At 73.7% G+C, this 12,576-nt stretch carries 10 protein-coding genes; 6 read left to right on the forward strand and 4 right to left on the reverse strand.

The window, feature by feature from the left end; genetic code table 11:
* Positions 1-88: 88 nt before the first annotated feature.
* Both glgX and H9X71_RS03495 read left to right on the forward strand, forming a co-directional pair.
* Positions 89-2,170 carry a glycogen debranching protein GlgX gene (gene glgX / locus H9X71_RS03490; RefSeq protein ID WP_191148345.1) on the forward strand — a complete coding sequence of 694 codons (2,082 nt, stop codon included), beginning with the start codon at positions 89-91 and terminating at the stop codon, positions 2,168-2,170.
* A 127-nt stretch (positions 2,171-2,297) separates the two neighbouring features.
* The gene (locus H9X71_RS03495) at positions 2,298-3,365 is read left to right on the forward strand and encodes an FUSC family protein (RefSeq protein ID WP_191148346.1); all 1,068 of its coding nucleotides are present in this window, start codon (positions 2,298-2,300) and stop codon (positions 3,363-3,365) included.
* Here H9X71_RS03495 and H9X71_RS03500 read toward each other — a convergent pair.
* Genes H9X71_RS03500 through H9X71_RS03510 form a run of 3 tightly spaced genes read right to left on the reverse strand, consistent with a single transcriptional unit; the run spans position 3,332 to position 4,452 of the window.
* Entirely contained in the window at positions 3,332-3,616 is a 285-nt protein-coding gene (locus H9X71_RS03500; RefSeq protein WP_191148347.1) for a hypothetical protein, read from the reverse strand. The genes H9X71_RS03495 and H9X71_RS03500 overlap by 34 nt on opposite strands.
* Before the next feature lie 21 nt (positions 3,617-3,637).
* Positions 3,638-4,036, reverse strand: a complete 399-nt coding sequence (locus tag H9X71_RS03505) for a hypothetical protein (RefSeq protein WP_191148348.1) — start codon at positions 4,034-4,036, stop codon at positions 3,638-3,640.
* Positions 4,037-4,053: 17 nt separating this feature from the next.
* Positions 4,054-4,452 carry a DUF2256 and DUF3253 domain-containing protein gene (locus H9X71_RS03510; RefSeq protein WP_191148349.1) on the reverse strand — a complete coding sequence of 133 codons (399 nt, stop codon included), beginning with the start codon at positions 4,450-4,452 and terminating at the stop codon, positions 4,054-4,056.
* 188 nt (positions 4,453-4,640) lie between these two features.
* On the opposite strand from H9X71_RS03510, the gene H9X71_RS03515 reads away from it, so the two are divergent.
* From H9X71_RS03515 to H9X71_RS03525, 3 genes are all read left to right on the forward strand, one after another.
* Positions 4,641-7,922: an efflux RND transporter permease subunit gene (locus H9X71_RS03515; RefSeq protein ID WP_191149067.1), complete on the forward strand. Its 3,282-nt coding sequence runs from the start codon at positions 4,641-4,643 to the stop codon at positions 7,920-7,922.
* A gap of 338 nt (positions 7,923-8,260) precedes the next feature.
* Positions 8,261-10,498 carry a DEAD/DEAH box helicase gene (locus tag H9X71_RS03520; protein WP_191148350.1) on the forward strand — a complete coding sequence of 746 codons (2,238 nt, stop codon included), beginning with the start codon at positions 8,261-8,263 and terminating at the stop codon, positions 10,496-10,498.
* A gap of 93 nt (positions 10,499-10,591) precedes the next feature.
* Positions 10,592-11,122 carry a GNAT family N-acetyltransferase gene (locus H9X71_RS03525; RefSeq protein WP_342355636.1) on the forward strand — a complete coding sequence of 177 codons (531 nt, stop codon included), beginning with the start codon at positions 10,592-10,594 and terminating at the stop codon, positions 11,120-11,122.
* A gap of 6 nt (positions 11,123-11,128) precedes the next feature.
* Here H9X71_RS03525 and H9X71_RS03530 read toward each other — a convergent pair whose 3' ends face one another.
* Positions 11,129-11,851: an SDR family oxidoreductase gene (locus tag H9X71_RS03530; protein WP_191148352.1), complete on the reverse strand. Its 723-nt coding sequence runs from the start codon at positions 11,849-11,851 to the stop codon at positions 11,129-11,131.
* 90 nt (positions 11,852-11,941) lie between these two features.
* Between H9X71_RS03530 and H9X71_RS03535 the strand changes: the two genes are divergently transcribed.
* Positions 11,942-12,556, forward strand: coding sequence for a TetR/AcrR family transcriptional regulator (locus tag H9X71_RS03535; RefSeq protein ID WP_191148353.1), 615 nt, complete (start codon positions 11,942-11,944; stop codon positions 12,554-12,556).
* Positions 12,557-12,576: the final 20 nt, after the last annotated feature.

Below are 12,576 nucleotides of genomic sequence, written 5' to 3' on the forward strand. Positions count from 1 at the left end.
GTAGCCGCCGAGCGCCGGTCTCGGACCGCTCCCTGGGGAATCCGCTTCGTGCACGAACGGGTCGGACGGGCGCGAGCATACTGAACCGGTGACCATCGATCTCCCTCCCATCAGCCGCTCCTACATCAGCCGCCCGTACCCGCTCGGCGCGACCGTCGTCGCCCGCGACGGGGGCCTGCCCAGCGGGCTCAACGTCGCCGTGTACTCCGAGACCGCGGAGGCCGTCGAGGTCTGCGTGTTCGACGACGCCGGCACCGAGACCCGCACGCGGCTCTCCGAGCGCACCGGCCACGTCTTCCACGGCCTCGTCGAGGGCGCCGGCATCGGCACCCGCTACGGCCTCCGCGTGCACGGCGAGTGGGACCCGTCCCGCGGCCTCCGCCACAACCCCGCCAAGCTCCTGCTCGACCCCTACGCCATCGCCATCGAGGGCCACCCCACCTGGGGCGAGGACGTCTTCGCGCACACCTTCGACGACCCGAACGCGATCAACGAGGCCGACTCCGCCGCCTCCATGCCCCGCTCGGTCGTCGCGGACCGCCGCTTCGACTGGGAGGACGACGAGGCCCCGCGCACGCCGCTGGACGAGACCGTCGTCTACGAGGTCCACGTGAAGGGCTTCACCGAGAAGCTGGAGTCGGTGCCCGAGGAGATCCGCGGTACGTACGCGGGCCTCGCGCACCCGTCGGCCATCGAGTACCTCACCGACCTCGGCGTCACGAGCGTCGAGCTGCTCCCGGTGCACCACTTCATGCAGGACTCGCACCTCGAGGAGAAGGGCCTCCGCAACTACTGGGGCTACAACTCCATCGGCTTCCTCGCCCCGTACTCCGACTACAGCTCCGCGGGCGACGGCGGCCAGCAGGTCGCCGAGTTCAAGGAGATGGTGAAGGCGCTGCACGCGGCCGGCCTCGAGGTCATCCTCGACGTGGTCTACAACCACACCGCCGAGGGCAACCACATGGGCCCGTCGCTGTCGCTGAAGGGCATCGACAACGCCTCCTACTACCGGCTCGTGGAGGGCGACGAGGCGTCGTACTTCGACACCACCGGCACCGGCAACAGCCTCAACGTCGGGCACCCGGCCGCGCTCGCGCTCATCATGGACTCGCTCCGCTACTGGGTTGAGGAGATGCACGTCGACGGCTTCCGCTTCGACCTCGCCACGACGCTCACGCGCCAGGACGGCGACGCCGAGCTGCACAGCGCGTTCCTCACCCTCATCCACCAGGACCCGGTGCTCGCGCCGGTGAAGATGATCGCGGAGCCCTGGGACACCCAGGGCTACCAGGTCGGCGGCTTCCCCGCCGACTGGTCGGAGTGGAACGGGAAGTTCCGCGACGACGTGCGCGACTTCTGGCACAGCGGGCAGAACGTGCTCGGCGCGCTCGCCCAGCGGATCACCGGCAGCCCGGACGTGTACGAGTCCGACCGCCGCTCGCCCCTGTGCAGCGTCAACTTCATCACGGCGCACGACGGCTTCACGCTCGCGGACCTCACCGCCTACGACGAGAAGCACAACGAGGCCAACGGCGAGGACAACAACGACGGCGAGAGCGACAACCGCTCCTCCAACGCCGGCGTCGAGGGTCCGACGGACGACGCCGAGGTGAACGCGATCCGCGACCGCCAGCGCCGCAACATGCTCGGCACGCTGCTGCTCTCCTCGGGCGTCCCGATGGTGCTCGGCGGCGACGAGATCGCCCGCACGCAGGGCGGCAACAACAACGCGTACTGCCAGGACAACGAGATCTCGTGGTTCGACTGGGAGAACGCGGACCGCGACCTGCAGGACTTCACGCGGAAGCTGATCCGCCTGCGTCGCGGCAACCGGGCCCTCCGCCCCATCTGGTTCCGCGGCGACGACGTCGAGGGCGCCGAGGAGGCCGTGCGCTTCATCCGCGCCGACGGCCAGACGCTGAACCCGGAGGACTGGGAGGACCCGAACGCCTTCAGCATCGGCGTCATCATGAAGGGCAAGGACAGCGACGCGTTCTTCGTCGCGTTCAACGCCGCCGAGGGCCCCGTCGAGTTCCAGCTGCCCGAGGGCCTCGGCGTCTCGTGGCACCTCGCCATCTCGTCCGACTCCGAGCAGAACACGGACGAGGACGCGACGAGCATCCTCGTGCGCGACCGCTCCTTCACGGTGCTGCGGGCCGCGCGCTCCTAGCCGCACCCGCACGACCGGCCGACGCGCCCCCGGGAGACCGGGGGCGCGTCGGCGCGTCCGGGGGAGGCGACGACCGGGCGTAGCGTGGGGAGGCCCGGTTTCCACCTCCGGGGAGATCGGATCCCGTGTGACGTCATCGCCCGCCCCGCGACCGCCGTCGACCCGGACGCTCGACCTCGAGGCCGCGATGCGCGCGAGCGTCGGCCTCCTGGTGCCGCTCCTGGTGCTCCTCGCGATCGACCGGCTCGACCTCGCGCTGTACGCGTCCTTCGGCGCGTTCACCGGGCTGTACGGCCGGAACGAGCGGTACCGGCTGCGGCTCGCGAGCGTCGGCGCGGGGGCCGCGATGATGCTCGTCGCCATCTCCACGGGCGTCCTCCTGTCGCTCGCCGACGCGCCGCTCGCGCTGGAGGCGGTCGGGCTCGCCGTCGTCCTCGGCGGGGCGTCGCTCGTGTCGACCGCGATGAGCCTGGTGCCGCCGCATCCGCTGTTCCCCGTGTTCGGGCTGGTGGTCTGCGCGGCCGTGCCCGTGGATCCGGCGCAGGCGCGCGACGCGCTCGTGACGGCTGTCGCCGCCATCGCGTTCTCCGCCGGCGTCTGCATGTCCGGCTGGCTGCTGCGCCGCTGGACGCCCGACGCGCACGCGCACCGCTTCCGCGCGCTGCCGCGGATCCCCGTGCGCGACGCCGCCGTGCACCGCGACCCCGCCGCGTGGACGGCGGTGGTCGCCAACGTGGTCGGCGCGCTCGTCGCGGGCGCGATCGCCGTGGCGCTCGGGCTCGGGCACCACTACTGGGCCGTCGTGACGCTCGTCGCGGTGCTGCCGGTGGTGCGCGGGCCGCTGTCGTTCACGCGCGTGGCGCACCGGGTGCTCGGGACGCTCGCCGGGTCGGTGGTGGCCGCGGGGATCCTCGCGCTGCACCTCCCGGCGCCCGCCGTGATCGCGGTCGCCGTGGCCTGCCAGTTCGCGGCCGAGCTCGCGGTGGGGCGGCACTACGGGCTGGCGCTCGTCTTCATCACGCCGCTCGCGCTCGTGATGGGCGGGCTCGGCCGGACGCTGCCGGTGCTGCCGCTCGTGGCCGACCGCGTGGTCGACACGGTCGTGGGCGCGGCCGTCGGCGTGGTCGTGATCCTCGTGCTGCGAGCGCTCGCGTCCCGCCGTCAGCGTCGGGTCGGGGCCGCGGGCCCCGCCTGACGGAGGACCGCGCAGGCGACGGCGCCGACCAGCGCGAGCACGGCCACCGCACCGCAGGCGAGCGCCTGCCGGCCCAGCGCCTCGTGCTCGGGCGAGCTGGCGATGCCGAACTCGGGCGGGGGCAGCTCGTCGATGAGGATCGCGCCCTGCACGAGCGCGACCGCGCACAGCACCGCGGCCGGCAGGAGGACCGCGACGCAGACGACGGCGCCGACGAGGAGCCGGCGGTCGCGTGCGCGGGGATCGGTCATCGGCTCGTCGCGGCGACCGGGCTAGCCGAGGGCCGCGCTGCTCCAGCCGTAGATGCGGCCGCTGGCGCCGAACAGGGCCCAGCCGTCGGCGCACGAGACCTGGGCGGGGTCGATCTCCGGCGGCCACCAGGTGTCCTCGATGGTGGGCAGCTCCAGGTCGGTGCAGCCGCCGGGCGCCGGGGCGGCCTGCCCGGTCTGCACGGCCACGATGGTGCCGGCCTTCTTGTCGACCTTGGTGCGGATGAGGGTGCCGTCCTCGGGGATCCACGCCGGCGTCGACGCGCCGAGCGCCGTGCGGGCATCCGCGGTGGTGGCGTAGATGGCGGTCGAGGGTGCGTCGAACTGGGACTGGACCCCGCATCCGGACAGGAGCGCCGCGCTCGCGACGGCGGCCAGGACGGTGAGGGTCGGTCGATGCATCCCCCTAGTGTGCCTGGTCAGCGACGACGGCGGATCCGGATGGGCCCCTTGGCCGTGGAGGGATCGACGACCGACCCCTTCTGCGTGATCTCGACCTCGCCCGCGTCGACCAGCCGCCGGGCCGCGCGGCGGGCCGGCTCCATGAGCTCGCGCCAGTCGTCGGGCGACTCGGCGCGGGCCGCCTCGGACGGGCAGATGGTGGCGCCGCCGGCGCGGTGGGCGAGGAGGTCGAGGATCCGCCGCTCGAGCGACGCGTCGACGTCGGTGACGCCGCGGCGCCGGCACGCGTCGCTGCAGTAGCGCACCTCGTCCCAGTCGCGCTCCCACTTCCTCCGCCACTCGATGGTGCGGCCGCATGAGGCGCAGGTCTTGGGCTCCGGGACGCGGTCCGTCGTCGTCGATGCCCGGTGCGCCATCCCTCCAGCATGCTCCGCGGCGACGGGCATCGGGTGGACGCACGGCGAGCCGTTCGAAAACCCGGCGCGAGCGGGGATTTCCCGGCCACGGGTGCGATACTGCCCGCACGGGGCGGGTTCCCGGTGCGGGCGATCAGCGGTCCGAGCGACCGCCGCACCCGCGGCCCGCATCGCACAAGGAGCACCCCCTGCATCTCCTCTCCGTCTTCAGCCTCCGCAACCGGGCGCTGATCGCGCTCATCACGATCGTCATCGGGGTGTTCGGCGGCATCGCGCTGACGACCCTCAAGCAGGAGCTCATCCCGTCGGTGTCGTTCCCGCAGCTCGCTGTCGTCACGGCGTACCCGGGCGCCTCGCCGGCGGTCGTCGACTCCGACGTGTCGACGCCCATCGAGCGCGCGATCCAGGCGGTGCCGGGCCTCGAGTCCTCCACCGCGACCTCGCGCACCGACTCGTCCGTCATCTCCGCGTCGTTCACCTACGGCACCGACCTCGCGACGGCCGAGCAGAAGATCGACCAGGCCATCAACCGCATCCGCACCACGCTGCCCGACGGCATCGACCCCGTGGTCATCGCGGGCAGCATCGACGACCTGCCGGTGATCCAGATCGCGGTCACGAGCGACCTCAGCCCGCAGGACCTCACGGCCGCGCTCGAGCGCTCGACGCTGGCGGACATCCGCAAGCTCGAGGGCGTGCGCGACGCGAGCCTGCTCGGCACGGTGGGGCAGCGCGTGGTCATCACGCCGGATCCCGCCGAGGTGCAGGCCGCCGGGCTCACGAACCAGGCCATCCGCGACGCGCTCGACGCCAACGGCTCGCTGCTCCCCGCGGGCGCGGTGACCGAGGACGGCACCACGCTGTCGGTGCAGTCGGGCACGCGCCTCGGATCCACGGAGGACCTGTCCTCCCTGCCGCTCCTCGGCGCCGCGAACGGGCGCCAGCTCACGATCGGCGACGTCGCGACGGTGGAGCTCGGCCAGGACCCGACCACCGGCATCTCGCGCGTCGACGGCGAGCCGTCGCTCACCATCGCCGTGACGAAGACGCCCGCGGGCAACACGGTCGACGTCTCGCACCTCGTGACCGAGCTCCTGCCGCAGCTCGCCGACGACCTCGGGAACGGCACGGAGTTCACGGTCGTGTTCGACCAGGCGCCGTTCATCGAGCAGTCGATCTCGAGCCTCACGACCGAGGGCCTGCTCGGCCTCGTGTTCGCGGTGCTCGTGATCCTCGTGTTCCTCATGTCGATCCGGTCGACCATCGTCACCGCGATCTCGATCCCGGCCTCGGTGCTCATCACCTTCATCGGGATGCTCGCCTCCGGCTACACGCTCAACATCATCACGCTCGGCGCGCTGACGATCGCGGTCGGGCGCGTGGTGGACGACTCGATCGTGGTGATCGAGAACATCAAGCGGCACCTCTCCTTCACGCCCGACCGGCTCGAGGCGATCCGCGCCGCCGTGCGCGAGGTCGCGGGCGCCGTCACGGCGTCGACCGCCACGACCGTCGCCGTGTTCCTGCCGATCGCGCTCGTCGGCGACATCACGGGCGAGCTGTTCCGGCCGTTCGCGCTGACGGTGACCATCGCGCTCGCCGCGTCGCTGTTCGTCTCGCTGACGATCGTGCCGGTGCTCGCGTACTGGTTCCTGCGGCCGGAGGGGGAGTCGCGGCGCGCGCGCCGGAAGGCCGCTGCCGCTGCCGCCGCAGCCGCTCCCGCGGCCGACGGCGCCGTCCGCACGGGCGCCCACGCCGCGGTCGCCGGCCCGATCGACGACCGCGAGCTCGCCGACCGGCCCGCCCGCGGATCGCACGCCGCCCACGACGAGGGCGAGGGGATGGGGAAGCCCACGCGCCTGCAGCGCGGCTACCTGCCGATCCTCGCCTGGACGCTCAAGCACTCCGCGGTCACGCTCGTGCTCGCGATCCTCGTGCTCGGCGGCACGGTCGCGCTCATCCCGAGCATGAAGACGAACTTCCTCGGCGACAGCGGGCAGAACACGCTCACCGTCTCGCAGGAGCTGCCGAGCGACACCAGCCTGGAGGCCCAGGACACGGCCGCCACGCAGGTGGAGCAGGCGCTCATCGGCGTCGAGGGCGTCGACACCGTGCAGACCTCCATCGGCTCGGACAGCACGTCGCTCACGGCCGCGTTCAGCGGCGGCGGCGGGATCACGTTCTCGCTGACGACCGATCCCGACGCCGACCAGGAGGCGATCCGCGACCGCGTGCGCGACGCCGTGGACGGCCTCTCCGACGTGGGCGACGTGTCGCTCGCGGCCGCATCCGGCGGGTTCTCCTCGAGCGACATCGAGGTGGGCATCACGGCGAACGACTCCGACGACCTCAAGGCCTCGGCCGACGCGGTGCTCGCCGCGGTGCAGGACATCCCGTCCATCGAGCAGGCCACGAGCAACCTCTCGGAGACGCAGCCGTACATCGCGGTGACCGTCGACCGGGCCAAGGCCGCGGCGGCCGGGCTCAGCGAGCAGGCCGTGGGCGGCATCGTGACCGCGAGCCGGCTGCCGGCCGCGGTCGGGCAGGTGGTCATCGACGAGAAGACGCTGTCCATCTACATCCAGGACCCGGACGCCGCGCAGAGCCTGCAGGGGCTGCGCGACTTCCGGATCCCCACCGCGCGCGGCCTCGTGCCGCTCAGCGACCTCGCGACCGTCGAGGTGGCCGACGGCCCCGCGACCGTCACGACCACGGGCGGCTTCCGCAGCGCCACCGTGAGCGCGACGCCGGGCAGCGACGACGTGGGCTTCGCCTCGGCGGAGGTGACGCAGGCCATCGCGGACGTGCAGCTGCCCGCCGGGGCGCAGGCCTCGATCGGCGGCGTGGCCTCGCAGCAGTCGAACGCGTTCGGCCAGCTCGGGCTCGCGGTGCTCGCGGCGATCCTGATCGTGTACATCATCATGGTGGCGACGTTCCGGAGCCTCGTGCAGCCGCTCGTGCTGCTCGTCTCGGTGCCCTTCGCGGCGACGGGCGCGGTGCTCCTGCAGGTGGTGACGGGCGTGCCGCTCGGCGTCGCCTCGATCATCGGCCTGCTGATGCTCGTGGGCATCGTGGTGACCAACGCCATCGTGCTCGTCGACCTCGTGAACCAGTACCGGACGCGCGGGATGGAGCTCCGCGAGGCGATCCTGCAGGGTGCCGGGCGGAGGCTCCGGCCCATCCTCATGACGGCGCTCGCGACGATCTTCGCGCTGCTGCCGCTCGCGATCGGCCTCACCGGGCACGGCGGGTTCATCTCGCAGCCGCTCGCGATCGTCGTGATCGGCGGCCTGCTGTCCTCGACCGTGCTGACGCTCGTCGTGCTGCCGTCGCTGTACTCGCTCGTCGAGCGCGGCGGGCTGCGGATCCGGGCGCGCGGCGAGCGGCGTCGGGCCGAGCGCGGGCTGCCGGTCGCGGGTTCCGCGACGTCGTCGGCCGCGACGCCGTCGGGGGAGGGTGCGGCGCGCTGATCCGCCGGCGCTACCCCGCGTGACCCCGCCCGGGGGCGCCCTCCGCACCATGCGGGGCGCGCCCGGGCGGAGCGGTGCCCTGGTGCGGGGTGGCCGGATCGGGTAGTGTCGTCCAGTCGGCTCTTGACACCGCTACCGGACCATCCATCCGGGCGGATGGATTTGTCAGTCAGGTGGGCCGGTTTCCCCCTCTCGTTCCGCAGAGGGGTACGTCACGCGATGACACGGCCCCCGGTCGACGACTGCCCGGGTTGAGAGCAGCTCTGCGCACCCTGATCCTGTAGCGCGCTGCTTCGAATGAGCATTGTCATGCACTCGAGCAGAACGAGGAATCCCTCATGCCCTACAACAACGACTCCCCGCGCGGCGCCAAGCGCGCCCCGGCCGGATCCCGCAGCCCGAACCACCGCGGCTACAACTCCGATCCCGCGCCCAAGAAGCAGCGCTGGAACGCCGACGAGCGCGCCCAGCGCTCCGGCCAGGACGACCGCCCCCAGCGCGGCGGCGCAGTCCGCCCCGCGCGCGGCGGCGACCGCCCCAACTGGGAGCCCCGCTCCGAGCGTCCCGCCGGCCGCGGCGAGCGTCCCGCGTACGGCGACCGCCCCAACCGCGCCGGCCAGCGCCCCGAGCGCGGTGACGCCCGCCCGCAGCGCGGCGAGCGTCCCTCCTACGGCGGCGGGAACGACCGCGGCCAGCGCAGCGAGCGTCCCTCCTACGGCGCCGAGCGCGGCCAGCGCTCCGAGCGTCCGTCGTACGGGAACGACCGGCCCGCCCGCGGTGGCGAGCGCTCCGAGCGTCCCGCGTACAACGACCGCGCGCCGCGCAACGACCGTCCCTCCTACGGGAACGACCGGCCGCAGCGGTCGGAGCGTCCCGCGTACAACGACCGGAACGAGCGCCCCTCGTACGGCGACCGCGCCCAGCGCTCCGAGCGTCCGGCGTACAATGACCGCGCCGCTCGCACGGAGCGCCCGTCGTACAACGACCGCAACGACCGCAACGCCCGCACGGAGCGCCCCGCGTACAACGACCGCGCCCCGCGCACCGAGCGTCCGGCTTACAACGACCGTCCCGCCCGCACCGAGCGCCCGTCGTACAACGACTCGCGCCCGGCCCGCACGGAGCGCCCGTCCTACGGCGACCGCGCCGAGCGATCCGAGCGTCCCTCCTACAACGACCGTCCGGCCCGCACCGAGCGCCCGTCGTACGGCAACGACCGCCCGCAGCGCTCCGAGCGTCCGTCCTACGCCGACCGCCCCCAGCGCAGCGAGCGCCCGTCCTACGACGACGCGCGCCCGAAGCGCGACAGCGACTACTACCCGAGCAAGGAGGGCGCCCCGCGCCACGCGCCGTCCGAGGACGTCGTGCTCGAGCGCCTCGAGGCCCAGGCCACCACGGCCAAGGACGTCGACGGCGTGACCTTCGCGGCGCTCGGCCTCGGCCAGAACATCGTCCGCGTGCTCGAGGAGCTGGGCGCGTCCAGCCCGTTCCCGATCCAGGCCGCCACCATCCCCGACGTGCTCGCGGGTCGCGACGTGCTCGGCCGCGGCCGCACCGGATCCGGCAAGACCATCGCGTTCGGCGCGCCCCTCGTGGAGCGCCTGCTCGAGAACGACGGCGCGAAGAACCGCAAGATGGGCCGCAAGCCCCGCGCGCTGATCCTCGCCCCCACGCGCGAGCTCGCCATGCAGATCGACCGCACGGTGCAGCCCATCGCCCGCTCGGTCGGCCTGTTCACCACCACGATCTTCGGCGGCGTGCCGCAGTTCAAGCAGGTCGGTGCGCTGCAGCGCGGCGTCGACATCCTCATCGCGACCCCCGGCCGCCTCGAGGACCTCATCGACCAGGGCCGCCTCGACCTCTCCGAGATCGTGGTCACGGTCCTCGACGAGGCCGACCACATGTGCGACCTCGGCTTCCTCGAGCCCGTGCAGCGGATCCTCCGTCAGGTGAAGAAGGACGGCCAGCGCCTGCTCTTCTCCGCCACGCTCGACAAGGGCGTCGCGACGCTCGTCAACGAGTTCCTGCCGTCGCCCAGCGTCCACGAGGTCGCGGGCGAGGACCAGGCGTCGTCGACCATCGACCACCGCGTGCTCCTCATCGAGCAGCGCGACAAGGCCGCGATCATCGAGCAGCTCAGCTCCGGCGAGGGCAAGACGCTGATCTTCGCCCGCACCCGCGCGTTCGCCGAGCAGCTCGCCGACCAGCTCGAGGACGCCGGCATCCCGGCCACGTCGCTGCACGGCGACCTCAACCAGGCGCGCCGCACGCGCAACCTGCAGCTCCTCACGAGCGGCAAGGTCCGCGTCCTCGTGGCGACCGACGTGGCCGCCCGCGGCATCCACGTGGACGACATCGGGCTGGTCATCCAGGCCGACGCGCCGGACGAGTACAAGAGCTACCTCCACCGCGCCGGCCGCACGGGCCGCGCGGGCAAGCAGGGCACCGTCGTGACGCTGATCACGAAGGCCCGCCGCCGTCGCATGGACGAGCTCCTCGAGCGCGCCGAGATCTCCGCGAAGACGGTCATGGCCGCCGCCGGGGACCGCGTCATCGCGGACCTCGCGCGCGCCTAGCGCTCACGCACGACCCGACGGCCGTCCCATCCCTCGCGGGTGGGGCGGCCGTCGTCGTGCGCGGGCTGCGGGCGGTCTGGCATCCTCGATGCCGTGCCCGACCGGATCCGCCTGCTGACGCACGACGACGCCCCCGCCCTCTCGGAGCTGCGCCTCCGGAGCCGCGCGTCCCTCGCACCCTGGGAGCCGATCCGGCATCCCGACCACGACACCCCCGCCGGCCAGCGCGCCGACCTCGACGCGGCGCTCGCGCAGCACGCGCGCGGGCAGGGCGTGCCGCTCGCGATCCTCGACGACGACGGATCCGTGGCCGGCCGGCTCGACCTCAACGCCATCGTGCGCGGCGCGTTCGAGTCGTGCGCGATGGGGTACTGGCTCGCGGCGGATCGCACCGGCCGCGGGCTGGCGACCGCGGCGGTGCGCGCTGCCGTGTCGCTCGCGTTCGACGACCTCGGGCTGCACCGGGTCGAGGCCGGCACGCTCCTCCGCAACCACGCCTCGCAGGCGGTGCTCGCGCGCGCGGGCTTCACGCGGTACGGGCTGGCGCCGCGCTACCTCCGCATCGCGGGGGAGTGGCAGGACCACGTGCTGTTCCAGCGGCTGGCGGACGACCCGCCGAGCTGATCCCGATCAGCGCGACCCGCCGTACGCCGCCGGCACCAGGTCCATGCGGGCGTCCCCGCTCGCGATGAGCGCGAGCACCGCGTCGGCCACCGTCTCCGGGGTGTCGAAGGTCGCGCCCGCCGTCATCGCCTCGGCCTCGGCGCGGCCCGCGCGGATCGAGGTCATGAACTCGGTCGCCGTGGCGAAGGGGATGAGCGTCGAGACGACCACGCCCGAGCCCTCCAGCTCCGCGCGGGCGATCGCCGACAGGCGCTCCAGCGCGATCTTCGACGCGACGTAGCCGCCCGTGCCCGGCACGTCGGCGAACGTGGTGCCCGAGCTCACGTTGACGATCGCGCCGGCGCCCTGCGCGCGCATCGTCGGCAGCACGGCCTGCATCGCGGCGAGCGGCGCCACGAGGTTCAGCTCGAGGACGGCGCGGAGGTCGTCGAGCGCGAGGTCCTCGGCGGTCGCCTGCAGGCCCTGGCCCGCGTTGTTGACGAGCACGTCGATGCGGCAGAAGGCGTCGAGGGCGGCCCGCGCGAGCGCCTCCACCTGCGCGCGGTCGGTCACGTCGCAGCGCACCGCGATCGCGCCGCCGCCGATCTCGGCGGCCATCTCCCGGATCCGCTCCTCCCGCCGCGCCGCGAGCACGACGCGCGCGCCCGCCCGCGCCGCCGCCCGGGCGGTGGCCGCCCCGATGCCCGACGACGCCCCGGTGATGACGACGACCGCGTCCTGGATCCGCATGGCTCCTCCTCCTGCGACCGCGACGCGGCCTGCGAGGAGTAACGCTACCGCAGAGTAGCGGAATGGGGCGACGGGCCTATCCTGGACCGGATGGACACCCCGGACGCCGCCCCCCGACCCCGCGTCGGCCGTCCCGTCGACCGCTCGAGCGACACCGCGATCCTCTCCGCCGCCCTCGACCTCGTCGCCGAGCGCGACTACGAGCGCATGACGCTCGACGAGGTCGCCGCCCGCACGGGCAAGGCCAAGACCACGATCTACCGGCGCTGGGCGACGAAGGAGGACCTCGTGCTCGCGGCGATCCGCGCGGCCGGCGGCCCACCCGAGGCCGCGGCGCTCCCCGACACCGGGTCCCTCCGCGGCGACCTCGTCGCCGTCGTCGACTCGGCGTGGCTCGGCGGCCCGGACCGCCGCACGGCCCTCTTCGCCGGGCTCGCCCCCGCGATGCGCGGCTCGGAGCGGCTGGCGGCGGCGATCCGCGCGGAGGTCACGGAGCCGTACGTCGCCGTCTACGGGCGCCTCCTCGCGCGCGCGATCGAGCGGGGCGAGGTGGCCGCGCGGCCGGCCGAGGCCGTCGCCGTGCTCGCGGAGGTCGTCCCCGCGATGAGCACGCACCTCCTCGCCGCCGGCCGCGGGCCCGTGCGGCGCGACGACTTCCTCGCGGTGATCGACCACGTGCTGCTGCCGGCGCTCGGGGTCGGCTGACCCGACGTCCGCCGCGCCGC

The sequence above is a fragment of the Clavibacter zhangzhiyongii genome (assembly GCF_014775655.1).
Lineage (GTDB): Bacteria > Actinomycetota > Actinomycetes > Actinomycetales > Microbacteriaceae > Clavibacter > Clavibacter zhangzhiyongii.

Bases quoted from the DNA above. Each gene is read 5' to 3' on its own strand.
- H9X71_RS03535 (WP_191148353.1), top strand. From the start codon at position 11,942: ATGGACACCCCGGACGCCGCCCCCCGACCCCGCGTCGGCCGTCCCGTC.
- H9X71_RS03505 (WP_191148348.1), bottom strand. From the start codon at position 4,036: ATGCATCGACCGACCCTCACCGTCCTGGCCGCCGTCGCGAGCGCGGCG.
- H9X71_RS03500 (WP_191148347.1), bottom strand. From the start codon at position 3,616: ATGACCGATCCCCGCGCACGCGACCGCCGGCTCCTCGTCGGCGCCGTC.
- H9X71_RS03520 (WP_191148350.1), top strand. From the start codon at position 8,261: ATGCCCTACAACAACGACTCCCCGCGCGGCGCCAAGCGCGCCCCGGCC.
- H9X71_RS03530 (WP_191148352.1), bottom strand. From the start codon at position 11,851: ATGCGGATCCAGGACGCGGTCGTCGTCATCACCGGGGCGTCGTCGGGC.
- H9X71_RS03510 (WP_191148349.1), bottom strand. From the start codon at position 4,452: ATGGCGCACCGGGCATCGACGACGACGGACCGCGTCCCGGAGCCCAAG.